Source organism: Enterobacter sp. UPMP2052 (assembly GCF_053709675.1).
In genome coordinates this window covers 123,028-145,236 of sequence record NZ_JBSKJR010000004.1, presented here as the reverse complement: position 1 = coordinate 145,236, position 22,209 = coordinate 123,028, and the positions used below count along the sequence as shown (strand labels likewise).

Genomic DNA, 22,209 nt, shown 5'->3' with positions numbered 1-22,209 from the left:
GCGACCCGCAGGTTTAATTAACGACGACCTTCAGCAATGGCGGTTACGGCCTGCAGTTCTGCGGCTTCCTGCTCTTGCTGCTCCTGGCGCTCACGCACGTCGAGGATCTGGTTGTTGATCAGACCTTCTTCGATTTCGCGAAGTGCAATTACGGTGGTTTTATCGTTTTCTTCCGGTACCAGCGGATCTTTACCGCCTACCTGCATCTGACGAGCGCGACGCGCGGCGACCAGTACCAGGTCAAAACGGTTACCAATTTTCTCTACAGCGTCCTGAACAGTTACGCGTGCCATACTTAAAATGCTCCACAGGTGAAGAAATGACTGGGCATGATACTGAAAGTGGGTTCAGTCTGCCAACAGTTTGGTGATTAATGCGTCATGTCGCTGCTTCTGGCGGCTCATACGCAGACGCTCTGCACGAAGGATGGTCTTGAGATCGCTCAGCGCGGCGTCAAAATCATCATTCACAATAAGGTAATCATATTCCGCGTAATGGCTCATTTCTGCAACTGCCTGCGCCATACGCTTTGCAATCACCTCTTCGCTGTCCTGACCGCGACCGCGCAGACGGCGATCGAGTTCATCTTTCGACGGCGGCAGTATAAAAATGCTGCGCGAGTCCGGCATCTTCTTGCGGATCTGCTGCGCGCCCTGCCAGTCGATATCCAGGAACACATTGACGCCCGTTGCCAGCACCTGCTCAATGGTTTCACGCGAGGTGCCGTAGTAGTTACCGAAAACTTCAGCGTGCTCAAGAAACGCGTCTCGGCCAATCATCGCTCTGAATTCGTCGTGATTCACAAAGAAATAGTGCTCACCGTGCACCTCACCCGGACGCGGTGCTCGCGTGGTGTGAGAAACAGAAACCTGTGTGTCGTACAACGGTTGGGTTTTTAACAGTGCCTGAATAAGGCTGGATTTACCCGCGCCACTAGGGGCAGAAACAATATAAAGCGTGCCTTGAGCCATGAGAGTCTTTTGTATGTGTTAGCGAAGAAGTCCTACATACGGGCTTATTATACACGTCGGCGCTGTGTGACGTAGCCTTTGTCACACTTTTTCCCATGGTTTATTAAATTTTGCGTGCCGTTTTCAGGTTTCATCTTTGGTTTTCAGCAACAAAAAGAAAGCCTGGATGACGCCTCGCAAAGTGAAAGGTTGCTAATCGCGTTGTTTTGCGCGCCGGGTTATACCACTCCCAATGCAAAGGAGGGGTAGCAATGTGGCGATGGATAAGCAGTGTGATGCTGTTGTGGTGCGGTTGTAGCGTGGCGGTATGCCCCGTCTGGTCGCAGGGGAAGGCAGAGAAAGAGATTGCGGCGTTGAGCGCGCAGAAAACACGCTGGGATGAGGCCTACTGGAAAGAGGGGACAAGCGAGGTGAGTGATGAGATTTACGACCAGCTCACCGCCCGCCTGGCCCAGTGGGAGCGATGTTTTGGTAACGCACCCGCGGAGTCGTCCCTTCCCGTGCTGAAGGGAACGGTCAAACATCCCATCGCCCACACGGGCGTTCAGAAGGTTGCCAGTAAAGAGGCGCTTCGCCAGTGGATGTACGCCCGACGCGATCTCTGGGTGCAGCCGAAAGTGGACGGTGTGGCGGTAACGCTGGTGTACCGCAACGGGACATTAAGTCAGGCCGTCAGCCGTGGGGATGGCGTAAAAGGTGAAGACTGGACCGCGCAGGTACGCGCAATGCCATTGGTGCCTCAATCCACCGAAGGCGCGCTGGCGAACAGCGTTCTGCAGGGCGAGCTGTTTCTGCTGCGTGATAACCACATCCAGCAGCAAATGGGCGGAATGAACGCACGGGCTAAAGTTGCCGGGGCGATGATGCGACACGCGGATGCCTCGCTTCTGAAGCAGATCGGCGTGTTTATCTGGGCCTGGCCTGATGGACCCAAAGCCATGCAGCATCACCTTACGCAGTTATCGCAGTCAGGCTTTGATTTAACGGCCCGCTATACCTTGCCTGTCCAGTCAGCAGACGAGGTCGAAAAACAGCGCGCGCACTGGCTTACCTCGCCTCTGCCCTTTGTCACGGACGGCGTTGTGGTGCGTTCGGCCGTTGAACCCGCCGGCGACCGCTGGCTACCCGGAGAGGGGAATTGGGTCATCGCCTGGAAATACACCCCGGTTTCGCAGGTAGCCGACGTGCGGGACATTCAGTTTGCTGTGGGCAGAACGGGAAAAATTTCCGTCGTCGCATTACTGGCGCCCGTGCAACTGGATGATAAACGCGTGCAGCGGGTGAGCCTGGGGTCGGTGGACCGATGGCAACGGCTGGATATTGCGCCGGGCGATCACATTCTGATTAGCCTGGCCGGGCAAGGCATCCCGCGGTTTGAAAAGGTGATCTGGCGTGGGGTTGAGCGGCAAAAACCACGCCCTCCGGCGTCGCAGTTTCATTCACTGACCTGTTTTTATGCCTCGCCAGAATGTATGGACCAGTTCTTTAGCCGGTTAACGTGGCTAAGCTCGACGCAGGGGCTGGACGTTAAAGGTCTGGGGGAGGCTGGCTGGCGTGCGCTTTACCAGGCGCATCATTTTGAGCATATCTTTTCGTGGCTGCGCTTAAACCAGGCGCAGATCCAGTCGACGCCGGGATTTTCCGCCGCACGCGGTGTAGCGCTTTGGCATCGTTTTAACCTGATTCGTGAACAACCTTTTATCCGCTGGATCACGGCGATGGGTATTCCGGTAACCAAAGCCACGCTGAATGCCGCCGGGGACACATCGTGGCAGGCAATGCGCAGCCGTCGCGCCGAAGAGTGGCAACACCTGCCGGTGACCGGAAAAGAAAAAGCGCTGCAAATAGTCGAGTGGTTACACCATCCCCAGGTCGAGGCGCTGGCAGCATGGCTTGCCGAACAGCGCATCAACGGATTCTGAGATCAGTGCACGTTGTGTTTGTAGTGGAAAACGGGCAACCCCAGCTTCAGGCGCAGCGCCAGCATGCGTGCCGTAAAGCCAAAAAGCAGGGTGGAGATCACCACGACGTCATGGTTGGAGACGTAATGCTGCAGAGCGATATACAGTACGGCTGCCGCGAAGGAGATGCCGGCGTATAGCTCCTTCTGAAAAACGAGCGGGATACGCTTGCAAAACATATCGCGCAGCACACCGCCAAACACGCCGGTCACGACGGCGGCAATGGTGGCGATAATCGGGCCTTCCCCCATATCCAGCGCAATTTGCGCCCCGATAATGGAAAAGACGATAAGCCCTATGGCATCCAGCACCAGGAACAGGCGGCGCAGGTGGGACATCACGGGAGCCACAATGGTCGTCAATACCGCGGCGGTGGCCACGATAACCACGTACTCCGGGTGTTTTACCCAACCCAGTGGATAGTGGCCCAGTAAAATGTCACGTACCGAGCCGCCACCCAGCGCGGTGGCAGTGGCGATGATGATCACGCCGAAGGTGTCCATGCGCCGGCGCCCGGCTGCAAGCGCGCCCGTCATGGCCTCTGCGGTGATACCAATGAGATAAAGAATATGAAGCAGCATATAACCTCCGGTGTGAGCGCCCAGAGGTTAGCGAGTTGTGCGCAGGATCACGATTGAGATTTTCTAAGGTGATGTGCTTTGCCCTATAAAAACTAATCAGGTTTTGATGAAAATGGCTTATAGATGGCGGTAGGCGGGAAAGGGGTAGAGAAAAACGGATTAGAATAAATAATGGGTGATATCGAACGATACCACCCGAAAGTCATTACTCGATATTCTGGATCTGCTCGCGCATCTGCTCAATGAGCACCTTCAGCTCAATCGCGGAGTTGGTCACGTCAGCATTAATCGACTTAGAGGCCAGCGTGTTTGACTCACGGTTGAACTCCTGCATCATGAAGTCGAGGCGACGACCCACAGCTTCTTTCTTCTTCAGAATGTTGTAGGTCTCTTTAACGTGCGCGCCAAGACGGTCCAGCTCTTCGGCAACGTCAACACGCTGCGCCATCAGGACAAGCTCCTGTTCCAGACGGGTGTTTTCAAGCTGGACTTCTGCTTCTTCAAGTTTCGCCACCAGACGCTCGCGCTGCCATTGCAGCACTTCAGGCATATGGCTGCGAACTTTAGCCACTTCGGCGCTTACGCCTTCAAGACGCTGCTCAATCATGGCTTTCAGCGCCTGGCCTTCAGTTTCGCGGGCAACGATAAAGTCGTCCAGCGTGCCGTCGAGGGCGGAGAGAATTTCAGCGGTAATGGCGTCCAGATCCTGTTCACCGGCAGCCATCACGCCAGGCCAGCGCAGGATATCCACCGGGTTGATTTCGCCTTCGTCGCTCTGCATCTTGACCCAGTTGGCTGCGTTCACCAGCTGGCGAGCCAGTTTTTCGTTAAGGATCAGCTCACCCTGAGCGCTGGCATCGGGTTCAAAACGCAGGTTGCATTCCACTTTGCCGCGCGTCAGACGAGCACGAATACGCTCACGCACGACTGGCTCCAGGCTGCGGAACTGCTCCGGCATACGGAAATACGTTTCCAGATAGCGCTGGTTTACCGAGCGCATTTCCCAGGTAGCGCTACCCCAGCTACCCTTGATTTCACGCCGGGCGTAGGCGGTCATACTGCGGATCATAGACATTCCCGTTTTTAAAAGAGAGATGGGGGGATTATAGCTTTCGGGGGCTTCTCAGGATAGGAATAAGCGCCCTTTATCCGTATAATGCGCAGCCACATTCGTTTCAAGCCGGAGAATTCATCATGCGTCCATCAGGCCGTAGCGCCAATCAGGTGCGTCCCGTCACCCTGACCCGTAACTATACAAAACACGCTGAAGGCTCCGTGCTGGTTGAGTTTGGTGACACCAAAGTGCTGTGCACCGCCTCTATTGAAGAAGGCGTTCCTCGCTTTCTGAAAGGCCAGGGCCAGGGCTGGATCACCGCCGAATACGGCATGCTGCCGCGTGCGACCCATACCCGTAACGCCCGTGAAGCGGCAAAGGGGAAACAGGGTGGACGTACCATGGAGATCCAGCGTCTGATCGCGCGCGCGCTGCGTGCAGCCGTTGATTTGAAAGTGCTTGGCGAATTCACCATCACGCTGGACTGCGATGTGATTCAGGCCGATGGCGGCACGCGTACGGCGTCTATTACCGGCGCCTGTGTTGCGCTGGCGGATGCGCTGAACAAGCTGGTTGCGGCCGGCAAACTGAAAACTAACCCTATGAAAGGGATGGTTGCGGCGGTTTCCGTAGGTATCGTTAACGGTGAAGCGCTGTGCGATCTGGAATACGTTGAAGATTCCGCGGCGGAAACTGACATGAACGTGGTGATGACCGAAGACGGACGCATCATTGAGGTGCAGGGCACCGCAGAAGGCGAGCCGTTCACCCATGAAGAACTTCTCTCCTTGCTGGCGCTGGCCCGAGGGGGAATCGAATCTATTGTCACGACGCAGAAAGCGGCGTTAGAAAATTGATTTTAAAGGCGACCAATGAGTCGCCTTTTTTTTGCCTGTAAGACAGAAAATAAAGGAGCGAATCCATGAAACCATATCAGCGCCAGTTTATTGAGTTTGCGCTTAACAAGCAGGTACTTAAGTTTGGCGAGTTTACGCTGAAATCCGGGCGGAAAAGCCCCTATTTCTTCAACGCCGGGCTGTTTAATACCGGGCGCGATCTGGCTCTGCTGGGCCGTTTCTATGCCGAGGCTCTGGTGGATTCACAGATTGATTTTGACCTGCTGTTTGGCCCGGCCTACAAAGGCATTCCAATTGCGACCACCACGGCGGTCGCCCTGGCAGAACATCACGATCGCGACGTGCCGTACTGCTTTAACCGTAAAGAGGCGAAAACCCACGGTGAAGGCGGGAACCTGGTCGGCAGCGCGCTGCAGGGCCGCGTGATGCTGGTGGATGATGTGATCACGGCAGGCACCGCGATCCGTGAATCGATGGAGATTATCCAGGCGAACGGCGCAACGCTTGCGGGCGTGCTGATCTCTCTGGACCGTCAGGAGCGCGGACGCGGCGAGATCTCGGCTATTCAGGAAGTGGAGCGTGATTACGGCTGTAAAGTGACGTCAATCATCACGCTGAAAGACCTGATTGCGTATCTGGAAGAGAAGCCAGAGATGGCGGACCATCTGGCGGCGGTGCGTGCCTATCGGGAAGCGTTTGGCGTGTGATTTTTTGCCCGGTGGCGCAAGCGCTTACCGGGCCTAAGGGTTACGCAGGCCGGATATCGTTACTGCAACTGCGAAGCCACTAACGGCCAGCGGGCGTCAAAATCGTCCGTTGGGCGATATTTGAATTCACTGCGCACGAAGCGGGAGAGCATCCCTTCGCAAAACGCCAGGATCTGGCTTGCCAGTAGCGTCTCATCGTTGATGTACCCTTCGCCTTCACGCATCTTCTTCTCACGCAGGACCTGGCGCAGCTGCGCCTCTATGCGCTCAAAAAGCTGATTGATGCGGCCCTGCAGACGATCCTGCTCAAACATCAGGGCGTGTCCGGTCAGGATACGGGTCAGGCCAGGATTACGTTCGCCAAAGCCCAGAATCAACTGCACAATCAGACGCAGACGCGCGCTGGTGTCTTTCTCATCTTTCAGAATCAGGTTGATACGCGTGATCAGGCTGTCTTCAATAAACTCAATCAGGCTGTCGAACATCCGGGTCTTGCTCGGGAAATGGCGATACAGCGCCGCTTCCGACACGCCCACGGAGGCCGCCAGTTTTGCTGTGGTAATGCGTTGACTGCCATCGCTGGATTCAAGCATCAGAGCCAGAGACTGAAGTATTTCTTCGCGACGATTCCTTTTCGCGGTTTGTTTTTCTGCCATGTTACAAAATACCCCTGAAAATAAGCACTTGCCAGGCTGGCATCCACACAGCGACCGCAAACTGACGTTTGCGGTTTGTTATTGCATTATGGCGCTGTGAGATGCGTGTCTAACGGGCGACTATTTACGCCCTGAATGGCCGAAGCCGCCTTCGCCACGGTCGGTGGCGTCAAAATCAGCCACCAGGTTAAATTCGGCCTGCACAACAGGTACAAACACCATCTGCGCGATCCGCTCGCCGGGTTCAATGGTGAAGCTATCCTGGCCACGGTTCCAGACGGAGACCATCAGCTGGCCCTGGTAGTCAGAGTCAATCAGGCCGACCAGGTTGCCCAGCACAATACCATGCTTGTGGCCCAAACCAGAGCGCGGCAGGATCACCGCCGCCAGCGACGGGTCAGCAATGTGAATCGCCAGACCGGTCGGGAGCAGGGTGGTCTCGCCCGGTGCCAGCGCTACGGCGTCATCGAGACAGGCGCGCAGGTCAAGACCGGCAGAGCCGGAGGTGGCATAGGTTGGCAGCGGAAATTGCTCGCCAACGCGCGGGTCCAGAATCTTAACGTCGATTTTTTTCATCATAACGGGTAACGATCTCGTCCAGTAATTGTTGGCCCAGGAGTTCCTTGCGCTCAAGCGGTAAGACTTTATCTCCATCCTGCCAGAAAAGGTGCAATGCGTTGCTGTCGCTGTTAAATCCTTGCGTGGACAGCGAGACATCATTCGCGCAAATCAAATCGAGGTTTTTGCGGGTACGCTTTTGCCGGGCATATTCTTCCACATTATTTGTTTCGGCGGCAAACCCAACAACGTAAGGACGATGGTTTTTCAGTGCGGCAACGCCGGCCACGATGTCCGGGTTTTTAACCATTTTTAGTGTTAATTCATCGCCTTGTTTCTTAATTTTGCTATCTGCGATGGTCTCTGCACGATAGTCAGCGACGGCGGCACAGCCGATAAAAATCTGCTGATTCTGGGCGTGCGCCTGAACGGCAGCCTCCATTTCCAGGGCTGTGGTCACGTTAATGCGCTGCACGAAGGGTGGCGTCGGTAAAGACACCGGGCCACTGACGAGCGTGACGTTCGCGCCGCGTTTTGCCGCAGCAGCAGCAATCGCAAAGCCCATCTTGCCGGAGCTGTGGTTGGTGATGTAGCGCACCGGGTCCAGCGGCTCGCGCGTTGGGCCCGCGGTAATCATGATGTTGAGATGTTGCAGATCGTTGACAGGCGAAAAATGAGCGGCAGCCATATCGACAATCGTCAGCGGATCGAGCATGCGCCCGGGGCCGATATCCCCACAGGCCTGGCTGCCGCTGTCCGGCCCCCAGACAAGCAGGCCGCGAGAGGCCAGCGTCTCGAGGTTATGCTGGGTGGCAGCGTTGCGGTACATCTGCTGATTCATCGCAGGCACGACGGCGACGGGAGACGGTGTGGCAAGGCAAATGGTGGAGACCAGATCGTTCGCCATACCGGCCGCGACGCGGGCGATTAAGTCTGCCGTCGCAGGGGCGAGGATAACCAGGTCTGCCCACTTGCCGAGCTCGATATGGCCCATCGCGGCTTCAGCCGCCGGATCGAGCAGGCTATCCGACACCGGGTATCCCGACACGGCCTGCAGGCTCAGGGGAGTAATAAAGGCTTTGCCGCCTTCGGTTATCGCGACCCGCACGTCGGCTCCGCGCTCGCGCAAACGGCGCACCAGCTCCGGCGCTTTATAGGCAGCAATGCCGCCGCTCACGCCAAGAACGATTTTTTTACCGGCCAGGCTCATCATGATTCTTTCCTGTTGGGTTTCACCAGAGAGCCGGCATTTTATCACAATCCCAAAAACGGGGTGATTTTGTCCGTTATCCACTTTGCGAGGCGCTACGCAGGAACGAAAAATGGGCGTCGAGCAGGGGGGAGAGCTGTGGCAGCATAGTGTTAAACCTAAGGAGACAGGGCATGGATGAGGTATTATCGCTGTTACCGCGTGAAAAAATGCTGCGCTATGGCATTACGTCGCTTACCGATGCGGAGCTGCTGGCGCTGTTCTTGCGAACCGGCACTCAGGGGAAGTCGGTCTATGTCCTGGCGCGCGAGTTGATCCACCACTTCGGTTCGCTGTATGGCCTGCTGACCGCCGACATGGCGGCGTTTAAAGAGGTTGATGGCATTGGCGTGGCGAAATTTGCCCAGTTAAGGGGGATTGCCGAACTTGCCCGACGTTTCTACATTGTGCGTATGCAGGAAGAAGACCCGCTCCTGACCCCTGAAATGACCCGCGAGTTTTTGCAAAGCCAGCTGGCAGACGCCGAGCGCGAGATCTTTATGGCGATCTTTCTTGATAACAAAAACCGGGTGCTGAAGCATTGCCACCTGTTTTCGGGTACATTAAGCCACGTTGAGGTCCATCCCCGAGAAATCGTGCGGGAAGCGATAAAAGTGAATGCAGCCGGCGTGATCCTCGCGCATAATCACCCCTCTGGCTGTGCAGAACCAAGCAGAGCTGACAAAGAAATCACCAAACGCATTATCAAGTGCTGTCAAATCATGGACATTCGTGTGCTGGACCATCTGATAATTGGCCGCGGAGAGTACCTCTCTTTTGCAGAACATGGTTGGATTTAGACCATTTTACGCGATCCATTGGGATCTTTGTCTGCTCGGGACTTGAGCACACCGCCGAGTCAGCGTATACTACGCCACCTTTGAGAATCTCGGGTTTGGCATTTGGGCCTGGCAATCGAGAGTTCACTTAGAACTATGCGATGACCGGGCTGTAAAGCCTGACGAGGCGCCGATACCCCATACGAAGCTCGAGCTAATTTGATTTTTGGAGAATAGACATGTCCCGAGTCTGCCAAGTTACTGGCAAGCGTCCGGTGACCGGTAACAACCGTTCCCACGCACTGAACGCGACTAAACGCCGTTTCCTGCCTAACCTGCACTCTCACCGTTTCTGGGTTGAGAGCGAGAAGCGTTTTGTCACCCTGCGTGTATCTGCTAAAGGTATGCGTGTTATTGATAAGAAAGGCATCGATACAGTTCTGTCCGAACTGCGTGCCCGTGGCGAAAAGTACTAAGTACTTAAAGAGGAAATAAATCATGGCTAAAGGTATTCGTGAGAAAATCAAGCTGGTTTCTTCTGCTGGTACTGGTCACTTCTACACCACCACGAAGAACAAACGTACTAAGCCGGAAAAACTGGAACTGAAAAAGTTCGATCCAGTTGTACGCCAGCACGTACTGTACAAAGAAGCTAAAATCAAATAATTTTAGATTCCTTGTATTGAAAAACCCCGCAACTGCGGGGTTTTTTGCATTCTGCATCCAACGGAGGAACCATGCCTGAATTACCTGAGGTAGAGACCAGCCGCCGCGGCATTGAACCACATCTGGTTGGTGCGACCATTCTTCATGCTGTTGTCCGCAATGGTCGTCTTCGCTGGCCGGTTTCCGATGAAATTCACGCGTTAAGCGATAAGCCCGTCATCAGCGTGCAGCGCCGCGCGAAATACCTGCTGCTGGAGCTGCCTGACGGCTGGATCATCATCCACCTGGGGATGTCCGGCAGCCTGCGGATCCTCACCGAAGAGCTGCCTGCTGAAAAGCACGATCACGTTGACCTTGTCATGAGCAACGGCAAAGTGCTGCGCTACACCGACCCTCGCCGCTTTGGCGCATGGCTGTGGACCAAAGAGCTGGAAGGCCATAGCGCGCTGGCGCATCTGGGGCCGGAGCCACTCTCTGAGGCGTTTAACGCTGATTACCTGAGAGCAAAGTGTGTGAAGAAGAAAGCGCCGATTAAGCCCTGGCTAATGGATAACAAGCTGGTGGTGGGCGTGGGGAATATTTACGCCAGCGAATCGCTGTTTGCTGCCGGGATCCATCCCGATCGGCTGGCCTCGTCGCTCTCGGCGCAGGAGTGCGAACTGCTGGTCAGGGTGATTAAGGCGGTGCTGCTGCGCTCCATTGAGCAGGGGGGAACAACGCTGAAGGACTTCCTGCAGAGCGATGGTAAGCCTGGCTATTTCGCGCAGGAGTTGCAGGTTTATGGCCGCAAAGGCGAGCCGTGCAGAGTCTGTGGCACACCGATTATTGCAACGAAGCACGCCCAGCGCGCCACGTTCTATTGCCGTCAGTGTCAGAAATAAGCGTATATCAGGCCCGGTAAGCGCCACGCCACCGGGCGACGGTTACTTCAGCTTTTCCATTAACGCCTGATGCACGTTTTCCGGCAGGAAGTGAGTCACATCGCCCTGATGACGTGCGACCTCCTTCACCAGCGAGGAGGAGATAAACGACCACTCCTTCGACGGCATCAGGAATACGCTTTCCAGCTCCGGCATCAGATGGCGGTTCATATGCGCCAGCTGCATCTCATACTCAAAATCCGCCACCGCGCGCAATCCGCGGATCAGAATATTGGCCTGCTGGGCGCGGGCAAAGTTGGCCATCAGGTCACTGAACCCTACGACTTCCACGTTCGGCAGATGAGAAATCGCATCGGTGGCAAGCGCAACGCGCTCGTTCAGATCGAACATCGGTTTTTTGCTGGGGCTGGCGGCAATGGCCAGAATCACCTTATCAAACATGCTTGCTGCACGCGTGATGATATCAAGATGACCGTTGGTGATCGGATCGAAGGTACCCGGATAAATCGCTTTTGTGCTCATGGCTCACGTTTTCTCAGAGTAGCCGCGGCAGAGCGCCCACAGCTCGGTATATTTGTTGAAAGTATACTGGGCATTTACCACCGCGAGTAACCAACCCTGTTTGCCATCCAGCACGCCGCCACGCAGCAGCAGCGTTTTCAGAAACGCGCCCAGCGTGTGGGTGAAGATGCCCGTCAACGAGGCTGTCTTGCCGCGCTGGTGGCGCTCCTGCGCCCATGCGGTGGCGTAGCTCAGCTGCTTACGCTGGAAGCTGGCGAAATCGCGGCAGGTGAGGTGCAGCAGATCGCCCGTCAGCGGGATAACCTGGGCGTTCTCACAGGCCAGAGACTCATGCACCAGGTTGTCGTTGTATTGATAACGGGTGCGCTCATAAAGGCGCATAACGCGATCAGGATACCAGCCGCTGTGGCGCATAAACCGCCCGAGGAAGTAGTTGCGACGCGCAATGCTGTAGACCGCGCCAGGCTGTGGGGCGGCCAGGATGGCCTGAATGCTCTGCTGAAGCGCGGGCGTAATGCGCTCATCGGTATCGATCATCAGCACGTAATCGCCGGTGGCGCAGGCCTGCGCGCGCTGGCGCTGGATACCGTAGCCCTGCCAGTCGGTGTCGACATAGACCTTTACGCCTGCCGCACGCGCCATTTCTACCGTGTTATCGGTGCTGCCGGAATCAAGCAGGATGATTTCATCCGCCCATGAAACGGAGGCCAGGTAGTCCGGAAGCAGGTCGGCAGCGTTTTTGGCGATCGTGACGACCGACAGACGCGCAGACATCAGTGGCTCCGCTGAGGCAGGTAAGGTTGCAGAAGCTGCAGCAAACGGGTCAACGCGCCCTGATTCTGATGCAGTACCTCAACAGCATGGCGGCCGTACCACAGACGGTAGTCTTCGTCGGTGAGCAGGGTTGAAACCTCTTTCACCACCGAGTCCGCATCCGTCACGGTAATTAAGCCATCGGCCTGCTGCAATTTCGCGCAGATATCTTTGAAGTTGAACGTGTGTGGCCCCATCAGTACCGGAATGGCGTGCGCCGCTGGCTCCAGAGGGTTATGGCCTCCGCGCTCAACCAGGCTGCCGCCGACAAACGCCAGATCGGCAATGCCGTACAGCAGCATAAGCTCGCCCATGGTATCGCCAATCACCACCTGGGTGCTGCCGGAAGGGATCTCACCGGTACTGCGCAGGGTGAAGCTGAAACCGCCTTTCTGTACCATTTCGCGAGCATCTTTGAAACGCTCCGGATGGCGCGGCACCAGGATCAGCAGCAGATCAGGGAAGGTCTCCAGCAGCTTGCGATGCGCCTGGAGGATAATCTCTTCTTCACCGTCGTGGGTGCTGGTAGCAATCCACACCTGACGACGGGGTGCCCACTGGCGACGCAGCGTCACCGCCCGTGCCGCCAGCTCCGGCGTAACGGAAATATCGAACTTCAGGCTGCCGGTCACGGCAAGCTGGTTGCGTTTCAGACCAAGCGCCGTGAACCGTGCCGCGTCTTCATCGTTCTGTGCCGCAATCAGGGTAATTTTGCTGAGCAGGCGACGCATAAATTTACCCAGCTTGCCGTAACCCTTCGCGGAACGTTCAGACAAGCGCGCGTTGGCAATCACCAGCGGAATTTTACGGGCATGCAGGGCGGAAATCATATTCGGCCACAGTTCGGTTTCCATCACGATCACCAGCTTCGGGCGAACGGTATTAAGGAAACGGTTCATGGCGCACGGGAGATCGTAAGGCAGATAGACGTGATGCACGTCTTTCCCGAACGCGGACAGGGCGCGCTCGGAGCCGGTCGGCGTCATGGTGGTGACGGTGATCGGCAGGGAAGGGTAGCGGTGACGCAGGGCGCGAACCAGCGGGATCGCCGCCAGCGTTTCACCGACAGAAACGGAATGCAGCAAAATACCGTCCGGGGCCACTTTATTAAGGCAATAGCCATAGCGTTCAGCCCAGCGTTTACGGTACGCAGGCGCTTTACGGCTACGAAGCAACAGTCGCAGCCACACCAGTGGCTGAATGATGTAGAGCAGGGCGGTATACAACAATTCCAAGCGATTATCCGTTTTTTCAGTTTCGGCGGGCAAATTCTAAGCATTTAAGCCAGGTAAAGCTATCTCTTATGCCACATACCGCTTCAAACGGAAATATCGTCGGCCCAGGCGCCAGCGCAGTCGCGGACTTTTTGCACTTTTCCAGATGAGCTTCCAGATGCCTGTATCGAAGAATTCTTTAATAATCATCGACTTTTTCTTTTCATCCTTCATGTTATCGAAGGTATGAATAATCCCAAGCCCCTCTTTGGCAATTTGCCAGTGGCAGGCGGGGATATTTTTGATTTTATCCGGATAGCGCTGATTAATGGCATCAAGCATCTGAAGGATTTTCATGTAATGGCGCGCGGAACGGATCAGCGTGTCGTCATTGTCTGGTGTGTGCGACACCGATGCGGAGTGAATGTAGTAGTCATAATAACGTTCACTGGTGTACTGAACCCGCTCAGCCGCGAGCAGCACTTCGGTGGTCCACGGAATATCCTGGTGGCGCAGGCCGGGTTCAAAACGAAAGCCGTTCTGGCGGATAAAGTCGTGGCGATAGATATTGAGCCAGGTGACATGCAAAAACTTGCGGGAATCGAGCGCTTTTTTCAGCCATGCCGCCCCGGTCATCACCCCCGTTGAGGCCAGTTTGTCTTCCGGGAAGATAGGACGCGAAGGCTTTTTATTATTTTCCCAGACGTAGTTCCCGTTACAGGTGGCGACATCCAGGTTCTGCGTGACGGCCATCTCAAGAAGGTGCTGGTACATGCCGGGCTTGAAGACATCATCAATATCAGGGAAGGAAAGATATTGCCCGGTGGCAATGGCCAGACCGGTGTTACGGGCGACAGAGACCCCCTGATTTGCCTGATCAATCATCTGCATCTGCGGCAGTTTTTCGCGCCACTTATTGACGATCTGCATCGAACCGTCGGTGGAACCATCGTTGACGATGATTACTTCCATATCGTCGATACGCTGATCCGTAAGGCAGGTAAAGAACTGATCCAGGAAAGCTTCACCGTTGTAAACGGCAACCACTACGCTTAATAATGGCACTGAATTTTGCATAAAAAACCTGATTATTATTGATTGTCGACCAAAGCAATATATTGCTGGCAAATGGCGTTGATGCCGAACGATGCTATCGTTTCGCGATCGACAGCCGGCGGCGTGGTGTAAATATCCGCCAGCGTTTTTGCCAGTGATTCGTCATTCATCTCTGTCAGCCCGCGCGCTAAAGTTCCCGTGAGAATTTCAGCGGGGCCGCCTGGGCAGTTAGTGCTCACGGGCGGCGTCTGGCAGATGATTGCTTCAACCAGCACATTACCAAAACCTTCGCAGTCGGAACTGAGCACTAACAGGCGTGCCCCATGGATCCAGGGATAGGGATTGGACTCGAACGGGCGGAACAGGACCTTGTTAGCAATGCCCAGTTCGCTGGCAAGCTGCTGCAGTTTTTGAATTTTCGCCTCGGAACCATTTCCCATCATGACCAGCGTGGTATCCAGGCCGCTCAGTGCGAACGCCCGCAACAGGCGATCGTGACGTTTGTGCTCATGGAAGCGGCCAACGTGGATGATGTAATCCTGCCCCTGCATCTCAAAGGGAGCGTCTGCCAGACGCTGAATTTCGGGGATATCGAACGGATTATGGATGACCGCCTGGCGGCGAAGATCGATGGCCAGCGTCTGGGACAAATCCTTCAGTACGGCAGCCGAAACGGCGACAACGTTGCGGTTTTCATAGGTATGACGAATTTTAAAATGCTTGAACCAGCGTGACAGGCCGCTTCGATGGCGCAGGTAGGAGAAGGAGAACATGCCGTGAACGCAGAACCAGACCTTATCGCGCTCTAACGCACTGCAATGCGCCACGATTCGGTCAGTTTTGTGCAGATGGGAGAAAATCACATCAAATTTACCGCTGCGCTCGGCTCGCTCAACCGCCTGACCCAGCAGCCGTGAACGGCGTGGGATCTCCGTCAGCTTGCGCCAGGGTTTGGTGCACGTATCCTGAATAACCTGAAAATCGATGCCCTCCGGAATGGCGTAGTCGCACACGTTCCGCAAAGAGAAAAGGGAGACCTGGTGCCCCATTTCTATCAGTCCGCTGGAGAGTGTGAGAACCGTTTTTTCGGCGCCTCCACCGGGTAAACCATCAATAATCATTAGGATGCGCATTATTAATCCAGTAATTTTTGATAAAGCGAAATAAGCTGGCTTGAAAGTTTTTCGGGAGTCGCCTCTTTCACGCGTTCACGCGCCGCAAGCCCCATGTTGTTATTGTTGTTCAGTGAAGGGGTGGCCGCTATCGCCTCCTTCAATGTGCTGATATCAAGTGCGTCACAGGAAAAGCCGTTCTGGCCTTGCTCAATAAATTCTGCCCCACCGCAGCTGGTCGACGTAATGACCGGTAAACCGCAGGCCATCGCTTCCAGTATGACGTTAGGAAAGGGATCATACAGCGTTGGCAACAGTAAACCATCGGATAGCTGGTAAAATGGCAGCGTCTCTTTTTGCATACCCAGAAAGCGAATTTGCCCTTCACAGCCTAATGACCGGGCAAGGTCGCGATAACGACGCTCTGCTTTATCCTGTCCAACCACAATCAGCCATGCCGCGGTTCCCGCAATAGCACGTATGGCGCTGGCTAACCCTTTTCGTTCAAACCCCGAGCCCACGAAGCAGAACACGGTCGCGTCAGCGGGCACCCCAAACTGCTGACGCAATGCCGCACGTTGTACCTCTTCTACTGGAACGAAGCGGCACGAATCAATTGAATTATAAATCACATGTATCTTTTTTGCGTCAATATCAAAGTCTTCGACGATTTCGCGCTTGATCATCTCCGCATTACAGATAACGGCTTTCAACTCGGGTGCCTGATACATTTCACGTTCGGCGTTCATCACATAGCGGTGATAGCGGTCATGCATGAGCATGTGTGTACGCCAGGCGGGCAGGATACGCGCGCGCTGCAGCAGCCAGCGCCGATGCACGCCATCGCCTGCGCGATAAATGTCACAGCCTGGAATGCGCTCATGGCTTTGAACAATATCAAACTGTTGCTGTTGCCAGAGCGCGCGCGCGGCATGAGCAAATCCGCGTTCGCGGCTGATGCGGCCCCATTTGCGCGGGTCGCAGATGTGGATATGCCAGTCGTCCTGCTTCTCGCCCTGCCATTCGCGTGTGATGACGTTGAGTTCAAGGTTTTGGTTGCTTAACGCGGTAAGGGCTCTGGAGACGAAACGTTCCGCCCCGCCGTCCGGGCGATATTTTTGGCGAACAATCGCCAGACGATGGTGTTTCATTACAGGTATCTCCTTGCCGCGGAGACGACGGCTTCCACAGGAATGGCGTCGAGGTAGCGTTCTTTGGTGTTGGTATCAATGGCGTCCGGGTTGGGGAGCGGGCCGTAATCGCCTGCCCATATCACCTCCCCTTTTACCTGCCACGGCGACCAGAACGTCAGTTTGGACGGGCCAAAAAGCGCGACACACGGTGTTTGCAGCGCGGCGGCCATGTGCATCGGCACGGAATCCACGCCAATAAATAATCGAGCATGATCGATGAGGGAGGCCAGCTGACGCAGCGTTAATTGGCCCGCCAGCGAGACGACGCCGGTTTTCGGCGAGGCGGCAAGAATGCGCTCAATCATCGCCATCTCTTTTTTATCCGGCCCGGCAGTCAGCACGACGGTGTGACCATCCTGCTGAAGCGCCGTAATGGTTTGCGCCATTTTGCCTTCGTCCCAGCATTTAAAGAACCAGCGCGACGTAGGCTGAATCACGATGTAGTCATCCCCCACACCCGTTTGCGCGAGCTTTTGACGTGCGTTCTCCCAGTCTTCTGAACGGTAAGCCATGGTGACGGCCGGCTGGGGAACCACCGGTAACGGTGAAAGTATGGAGAGATTTTGTTCGACGGTGTGTAACGCGTTGTGATTTGTGACGGGGGCTAATGCAGTATGGCAAAAGCGCCAGAAGGCAGTATTGCGTTTATTGAAGGCGAACCCGATACGAACAGGTGCGCCGGTAAAACGCGTCACAATCGCGCTGCGCCACTGATCGGCAAGGTTGATAACCAGATGATAATGTTGCGCTCTTAACGCGCAAAGTAGCTGCCACTCTTTTTGAAGATGCTTCAATGTTCCCAGCTGCTTCCACTTACGATCGATCCCATAGATGGTACCGATGGCCGGATGCGCGGCGAGCATATCGCGGGTTTCTTCATAAAGCAGCACGTCAATCTGTGCCTGCGGCCATGCCTGGCGTAACGAATCAATGACGGGTGTGGTGAGTAACATGTCGCCATGATGGCGAAGTTTGATAAGTAAAATGCGCAAATCAGGCATGTCAGGTAAGTTATTCATCATCATCTTATCAGCGTTGTACTGTTGGCAATTCTAATAGACCTGGTAACGAGTTGCACTCTTTCTCCATAATGTCAGGAATTTCTTTGCAAGGGTTTACTCCAGCTTTGTGGCGTGCGTAACATAGCGCTAACTTATCTGTCTCACGGGTTCATTATGAAAAAACCAGCGTTTATCATCACGATTGATACTGAAGGCGATAATCTCTGGCAAAACCATCGGGTTATTAAAACGGAAAACGCACGCTACCTGGCTCGGTTCCAGTCGCTCTGCGAGCGTTTTGGCTTTAAGCCCGTCTGGTTGACGAACTATGAGATGGCGATTGAACCGGTTTTCATCGCGTTTGCTAAAGACGTTATCGCCCGCGGCGCGGGGGAGGTGGGTATGCACCTTCATGCGTGGAATAGCCCGCCGGAGCACGATCTCACCGGGGATGACTGGCGCTGGCAGCCGTATCTGATTGAATTCCCGGACGAGGTCATGCGCGAAAAAGTGTTGTTCATGACTGAGCTGCTGGAAGAGACATTTCAGACCAAAATGCTCAGCCATCGTGCCGGGCGCTGGGCGTTCGATAGCCGTTACGCCCAATTGCTGATCGAGCTGGGTTATCAGGTGGATTGTTCCGTCACGCCGCGCGTGAACTGGCGCAATGCAAAAGGTGCCCCGCAAGGAAAGGGCGGAACGAACTATCAGGCTTTTCCTGACCATGCCTACTTCATGGACGTCGAGAACATTGCCCGGCCGGGTAACAGCCCATTACTCGAAGTCCCGATGAGCATTCAGTATAAACATCCCGCCTGGCTGAACACCGTTAAGCAGGGCTACGATCGCCTTCGCGGAAAATACCGCTCGCCTTCCGTCAACTGGCTGCGTCCTTCGGGTGGCAATGCCTCGCAGATGATTCAGGTTGCGCAGCAATGTTTGTCTCAGGGAAATGACTACGTGGAATTTATGCTTCACTCGTCTGAATTTATGCCGGGCGGAAGCCCAACGTTTAAAGACGATGCGGCGATCGAAGGTTTATATCAGGATTTAGAAACGCTCTTTACCTGGTTATCGGATAAGACCGTGGGGATGACGCTGGCTGAGTTTTATCAGCACAAAACACAATAATGCCCGCCAGGCGGGCATGATGGTTACGGGTGCTTTGGTTGCGAGAACGGCGTGCTTAACGCGAACAGCGTCATAAAGAAAATCAACGCTTCTGAACTCAGCAATATGACATCCGTCAGGCCATAAAGCAGTAACAGAAGCATTGTGGTTAACAGCAGGCCGTTTCTGTTTCTTAGCGCGTAAACCATAACAGAAACAAAGAAAAACAGCAGGATAGCCACGCCGGGAATGCCCTGTAGCGAGTATTTCTCGATAAATTCGTTGTGCAGGTGAACGTTAATATAGATGAGCGCGGCGGCCAGATGCGGATGCCCTTCCTTCACATAACGCTGCGTCCATACCTGACGATCTTCAAGCGACTGTCCCAGAGGATGTGCAAGACCATTTTGCATACCTACCGTCCACATAGAAAAACGCGCACCCAGTGATGTATCGTCTATTCCCCTTTGATATTTTTCCACTTCAATTTGTGTTTGCGTTAATTTCGGCGAAATGAGGGGCTTGTAGCTAACGATGACGATACCCGCCACAATGCATAAAAAGATGAGCGTAGACTTGAGATGGATTTTTCTAAAATGGTAAAGCGTGAGTACAATGGCAAGAAGCAAATAAAGCCCCATTGCCGCGCGCGTACCCGTTAAAAGAATAACGAAATAAGAGATTAAAATGGTTAAGCCTGCCACAACGTACAGCTTTACGTTCTGCTGGAGATAAAGGCTGTAGACGAAGGCTAATGAGAGTACAGAGTAGACATAGGCTGAAACTGTTGCCCGGTTAATTGCCATTTCAATGCGCGCCATACCCTGTGTGGCTTGCCACAATCCATAACCGGTGGCGAGCACAAAGCCTGTAGCAGACGCGTATAAAAAGTATTTATGGAAGTCCGCTTTATCGATGTAGGTCTTAAACCGATCAATATAAAAAATCAGGATACTCGCTAGCATAAGTTTTTTGCTGGCACCCAGATAATCACTGTACAGGTTGAGGCCTTCGCTATGGTACTCATACACCATATACCAGACAAAATTAAGCAACCCGATGAGCAAAATGGGCAGTGCAATTGAGAAGGGTCGCAGAGTGATTTTTTTATATTCTAAGGCTAAGCCAATGATACTGGCGTAAATAGCGATATAAAAAAACTCCCTTTGCTTACCGGAACTGACCAATGCCAGCATAAGAGATATGAGGCTTAATATAACCGTCAATTGATAAAATCGGAGCTTTATTTTTTCCATAATGCCTCAATAACCCTTTTTTTGTAACTGAAACGAACGTCGCTGGACAGGAAAAATGACAAGGAATAAAGTGATTTCACCCGCTGTTTCACAAGTTGTAATTGATGCTCTGACAATAATTTTCGATGGTTGCTGTAGATGTCAAACCAATGACATTGAATAAGATGAGTAAATTGCTGCGGAAACGTTTTTTCCATCTGCAGCGTGCATTCAACAAGCGTAGCGATTTTACTGGCGTTAAGTTGGCTCGATAAACTGTCGCGACGCTTGATGTAATAATAGTGCCCCTGCCGCTGATAAAATATTTTGTTCGATTGCATCAGCATGCCAGGAAATACGGCAAAATCTTCGTAGCAGATCATCGCAGGAATGGGGTTGCTTTGGTAAAGCCTGCGGTGAATGAACTGGCCGATGAGGTGGGCCTGGAAATCTTTATGCTGCAAAAAGCGTTTTATCGCATCCTGTTGAGACAAGGCGACAGGTGAAAACCCCTGCCAGTTGGCGGTGATTTTTCGTAAATCACGAACTTCCAGCAGGCGTGTCAGCACCATATCAGGACGCTGTGCTTTCAGGAACGCCACGGCATCGCTGATACTGCGAGGCTTAAGCTGGTCGTCGCTGTCGAGCATGGTGATGTATTCGCCGGATGATAGCGAGACAGCAGCGTCTCGAACACGACCTACGTTGCGATACTCAACTTTCCGCGATATCGCATTCGGAAATTCTGGCAACCACTTCTCAATAATATCTTGCGTGGCATCGTCTGAATGGTCATTAAAGAGAATAACCTCTACCTCATCGCCCTCATCCGCAATTGCATCCCGCAGGCTATGTAGGGTGGCATCCAGTGTATCTTCGGTATTATGCGCTGCAATAATGATGCTGAGAAAAGCCATAAAAATTAATTTCCTTGAGCATCAATGGCATGTTCGGTTGTGCGAGCAGTCTGTAGAGTCGAAATAAAGAGTTTGAGCTGGTGCAGGGATTCTTCGGTTACCGCAAACAACTCTTCTTTTGGCTGGCTGAAATAGTAGCGCGTTTCAAAGACGTAGGAGTTGATATTGTCGTCGTTGCCAATCAGTAACACATTGCCCAGCGGACGCTGTTCATAGTGGCAGCAAGGCCCGAACAACACCACTACCGGCACGCCGACTGCATCTGCGATATAGATATTCCCGGAATCAGACGCGATGTAGCAATCCATTTTGGAGATTGCCCACGGCAGCTCTTCAAGGGAAATCTTGCCGATAAGGTTGATGAAGTTAGGGATTTCACCGTACGCACGCGTAATATCGTCCAGCCACTCTTGCTCACTGGGTGCACCAAACACATAAAACTCGCACGGCAGATCGGCGAGCTTATCAACAATACGCTTCCAGATGACCGGCGGGACCGTTTTCGCTTTATTGCCTGCGGCAATACTGATGCCTATACGAATGACGCCGGGTTTATCAAGGACTTCCGGATAAACGGCGGGCTTAAACAGAGGCTTTGTGGCGTGCTTCGGGGAATCTTGCCACGTTAGCGAACGGTCGGCCAGCTTCAGGTAGTTGGTGACCGACAACGTCTTTTTGCCGTGCTCAACGGTGCCGTCGGCAGTGGCATAGAAAATACCGTGGTACCACCGGCGGGTATAGGTGCTTAAGAATTGTTTATTTTTGGCATTACAGGCGGCGGCGAAAAAGAGATTCACGCTGTTGGGCTGCAGGAGATACACATTGTCATAGTCATTCATGATCCTGCAGGCAAAGCACAGCTTACGCCACAAATTACGCTTTTGTTGCTCAATAAAAAAAATCTGATCGATAGTGTCATCATGCTTCGCCAGCGCAGCCACGCTTCGGCTGATCAACACATCGCTTTTTTGCAGGTACGCCAGAAGAGGCGTGGCATTAACAAAGTCACCGATTTTGGCTGTCTGAATGACCAGGTTCTTACCCGTGTCTTTGCGAAACAGCTTCCGGATGAGTTTCACCGGGAAAAGTAAAATCAGCAGAAATACGTAACTCATG

At 53.9% G+C, this 22,209-nt stretch carries 25 protein-coding genes; 8 read left to right on the top strand and 17 right to left on the bottom strand.

Features of this window, described 5'->3' with window-relative positions:
- Positions 1 to 17: 17 nt before the first annotated feature.
- Together rpoZ and gmk are read right to left on the bottom strand one after the other, a co-directional pair.
- Positions 18 to 293, bottom strand: coding sequence for a DNA-directed RNA polymerase subunit omega (gene rpoZ / locus ACWKX3_RS14265; RefSeq protein ID WP_000135058.1), 276 nt, complete (start codon positions 291 to 293; stop codon positions 18 to 20).
- A gap of 54 nt (positions 294 to 347) precedes the next feature.
- A complete protein-coding gene (gene gmk, locus ACWKX3_RS14260) occupies positions 348 to 971 on the bottom strand; it encodes a guanylate kinase (protein WP_006177710.1) in 624 nt (207 codons plus the stop codon).
- Between the two features lie 251 nt (positions 972 to 1,222).
- Here gmk and ligB point away from each other — a divergent pair, with 251 nt between their 5' ends.
- Positions 1,223 to 2,893, top strand: a complete 1,671-nt coding sequence (gene ligB / locus ACWKX3_RS14255; protein ID WP_454541982.1) for an NAD-dependent DNA ligase LigB — start codon at positions 1,223 to 1,225, stop codon at positions 2,891 to 2,893.
- A gap of 2 nt (positions 2,894 to 2,895) precedes the next feature.
- Here ligB and ACWKX3_RS14250 read toward each other — a convergent pair whose 3' ends face one another.
- Complete coding sequence (locus tag ACWKX3_RS14250; protein ID WP_058610853.1) at positions 2,896 to 3,513, bottom strand: trimeric intracellular cation channel family protein; 618 nt, start codon at positions 3,511 to 3,513, stop codon at positions 2,896 to 2,898.
- A gap of 205 nt (positions 3,514 to 3,718) precedes the next feature.
- Positions 3,719 to 4,582, bottom strand: coding sequence for a YicC/YloC family endoribonuclease (locus ACWKX3_RS14245; RefSeq protein ID WP_042321337.1), 864 nt, complete (start codon positions 4,580 to 4,582; stop codon positions 3,719 to 3,721).
- A gap of 125 nt (positions 4,583 to 4,707) precedes the next feature.
- Here ACWKX3_RS14245 and rph point away from each other — a divergent pair, with 125 nt between their 5' ends.
- Positions 4,708 to 5,424 carry a ribonuclease PH gene (gene rph / locus ACWKX3_RS14240; protein WP_006177715.1) on the top strand — a complete coding sequence of 239 codons (717 nt, stop codon included), beginning with the start codon at positions 4,708 to 4,710 and terminating at the stop codon, positions 5,422 to 5,424.
- A 65-nt stretch (positions 5,425 to 5,489) separates the two neighbouring features.
- Complete coding sequence (gene pyrE, locus ACWKX3_RS14235; protein WP_141114400.1) at positions 5,490 to 6,131, top strand: orotate phosphoribosyltransferase; 642 nt, start codon at positions 5,490 to 5,492, stop codon at positions 6,129 to 6,131.
- A gap of 59 nt (positions 6,132 to 6,190) precedes the next feature.
- Here the strand turns inward: pyrE and slmA are convergent, their stop codons facing one another.
- From slmA to coaBC, 3 genes are all read right to left on the bottom strand, one after another.
- Complete coding sequence (gene slmA, locus ACWKX3_RS14230) at positions 6,191 to 6,787, bottom strand: nucleoid occlusion factor SlmA (protein ID WP_220710831.1); 597 nt, start codon at positions 6,785 to 6,787, stop codon at positions 6,191 to 6,193.
- 120 nt (positions 6,788 to 6,907) lie between these two features.
- On the bottom strand, positions 6,908 to 7,366 hold the full coding sequence (gene dut / locus ACWKX3_RS14225; RefSeq protein ID WP_006177718.1) for a dUTP diphosphatase: 459 nt from the start codon (positions 7,364 to 7,366) through the stop codon (positions 6,908 to 6,910).
- Positions 7,344 to 8,555: a bifunctional phosphopantothenoylcysteine decarboxylase/phosphopantothenate--cysteine ligase CoaBC gene (gene coaBC / locus ACWKX3_RS14220; protein ID WP_220711440.1), complete on the bottom strand. Its 1,212-nt coding sequence runs from the start codon at positions 8,553 to 8,555 to the stop codon at positions 7,344 to 7,346. The genes dut and coaBC overlap by 23 nt, the downstream gene beginning before the upstream one ends.
- Positions 8,556 to 8,728: 173 nt before the next feature.
- On the opposite strand from coaBC, the gene radC reads away from it, so the two are divergent.
- The 4 genes from radC (at position 8,729) to mutM (ending at position 10,920) form a co-directional block, all read left to right on the top strand.
- Positions 8,729 to 9,394, top strand: coding sequence for a RadC family protein (gene radC, locus ACWKX3_RS14215; RefSeq protein ID WP_006177720.1), 666 nt, complete (start codon positions 8,729 to 8,731; stop codon positions 9,392 to 9,394).
- Positions 9,395 to 9,612: 218 nt separating this feature from the next.
- Positions 9,613 to 9,849 (top strand): 50S ribosomal protein L28, encoded by a 237-nt coding sequence (gene rpmB / locus ACWKX3_RS14210; RefSeq protein ID WP_002436699.1) that lies wholly within the window; start codon positions 9,613 to 9,615, stop codon positions 9,847 to 9,849.
- A 22-nt stretch (positions 9,850 to 9,871) separates the two neighbouring features.
- A complete protein-coding gene (gene rpmG / locus ACWKX3_RS14205; protein WP_003024094.1) occupies positions 9,872 to 10,039 on the top strand; it encodes a 50S ribosomal protein L33 in 168 nt (55 codons plus the stop codon).
- A 71-nt stretch (positions 10,040 to 10,110) separates the two neighbouring features.
- Positions 10,111 to 10,920, top strand: coding sequence for a bifunctional DNA-formamidopyrimidine glycosylase/DNA-(apurinic or apyrimidinic site) lyase (mutM, locus tag ACWKX3_RS14200; protein WP_454541981.1), 810 nt, complete (start codon positions 10,111 to 10,113; stop codon positions 10,918 to 10,920).
- A gap of 42 nt (positions 10,921 to 10,962) precedes the next feature.
- On the opposite strand, the gene coaD is transcribed toward mutM, so the two are convergent.
- The 7 genes from coaD to rfaQ form a co-directional block, all read right to left on the bottom strand.
- Entirely contained in the window at positions 10,963 to 11,442 is a 480-nt protein-coding gene (gene coaD, locus ACWKX3_RS14195; protein WP_006177722.1) for a pantetheine-phosphate adenylyltransferase, read from the bottom strand.
- A 3-nt stretch (positions 11,443 to 11,445) separates the two neighbouring features.
- Positions 11,446 to 12,216 (bottom strand): glycosyltransferase family 2 protein, encoded by a 771-nt coding sequence (locus tag ACWKX3_RS14190; RefSeq protein WP_137273051.1) that lies wholly within the window; start codon positions 12,214 to 12,216, stop codon positions 11,446 to 11,448.
- Complete coding sequence (gene waaA / locus ACWKX3_RS14185) at positions 12,216 to 13,490, bottom strand: lipid IV(A) 3-deoxy-D-manno-octulosonic acid transferase (protein WP_454541980.1); 1,275 nt, start codon at positions 13,488 to 13,490, stop codon at positions 12,216 to 12,218. Before waaA ends, ACWKX3_RS14190 begins: the two co-directional genes overlap by 1 nt.
- 66 nt (positions 13,491 to 13,556) lie before the next feature.
- Entirely contained in the window at positions 13,557 to 14,546 is a 990-nt protein-coding gene (locus ACWKX3_RS14180) for a glycosyltransferase (RefSeq protein WP_454541979.1), read from the bottom strand.
- 14 nt (positions 14,547 to 14,560) lie between these two features.
- Positions 14,561 to 15,658, bottom strand: coding sequence for a glycosyltransferase (locus tag ACWKX3_RS14175; RefSeq protein ID WP_400445862.1), 1,098 nt, complete (start codon positions 15,656 to 15,658; stop codon positions 14,561 to 14,563).
- Positions 15,659 to 15,660: 2 nt separating this feature from the next.
- Entirely contained in the window at positions 15,661 to 16,788 is a 1,128-nt protein-coding gene (locus tag ACWKX3_RS14170; RefSeq protein ID WP_400445865.1) for a glycosyltransferase family 4 protein, read from the bottom strand.
- Positions 16,788 to 17,855, bottom strand: a complete 1,068-nt coding sequence (rfaQ, locus tag ACWKX3_RS14165) for a putative lipopolysaccharide heptosyltransferase III (RefSeq protein ID WP_088208997.1) — start codon at positions 17,853 to 17,855, stop codon at positions 16,788 to 16,790. Before rfaQ ends, ACWKX3_RS14170 begins: the two co-directional genes overlap by 1 nt.
- 150 nt (positions 17,856 to 18,005) lie before the next feature.
- Here rfaQ and ACWKX3_RS14160 point away from each other — a divergent pair, with 150 nt between their 5' ends.
- Entirely contained in the window at positions 18,006 to 18,962 is a 957-nt protein-coding gene (locus ACWKX3_RS14160) for a polysaccharide deacetylase family protein (RefSeq protein ID WP_454541978.1), read from the top strand.
- 23 nt (positions 18,963 to 18,985) lie between these two features.
- On the opposite strand, the gene ACWKX3_RS14155 is transcribed toward ACWKX3_RS14160, so the two are convergent.
- Genes ACWKX3_RS14155 through ACWKX3_RS14145 form a run of 3 tightly spaced genes read right to left on the bottom strand, consistent with a single transcriptional unit; the run spans position 18,986 to position 22,208 of the window.
- Positions 18,986 to 20,197, bottom strand: a complete 1,212-nt coding sequence (locus ACWKX3_RS14155; protein ID WP_454541977.1) for an O-antigen ligase family protein — start codon at positions 20,195 to 20,197, stop codon at positions 18,986 to 18,988.
- Complete coding sequence (locus ACWKX3_RS14150) at positions 20,185 to 21,093, bottom strand: glycosyltransferase family 2 protein (RefSeq protein WP_102891795.1); 909 nt, start codon at positions 21,091 to 21,093, stop codon at positions 20,185 to 20,187. Before ACWKX3_RS14150 ends, ACWKX3_RS14155 begins: the two co-directional genes overlap by 13 nt.
- Positions 21,094 to 21,098: 5 nt before the next feature.
- On the bottom strand, positions 21,099 to 22,208 hold the full coding sequence (locus tag ACWKX3_RS14145) for a glycosyltransferase family 9 protein (RefSeq protein ID WP_137273058.1): 1,110 nt from the start codon (positions 22,206 to 22,208) through the stop codon (positions 21,099 to 21,101).
- Position 22,209 lies beyond the last annotated feature (1 nt).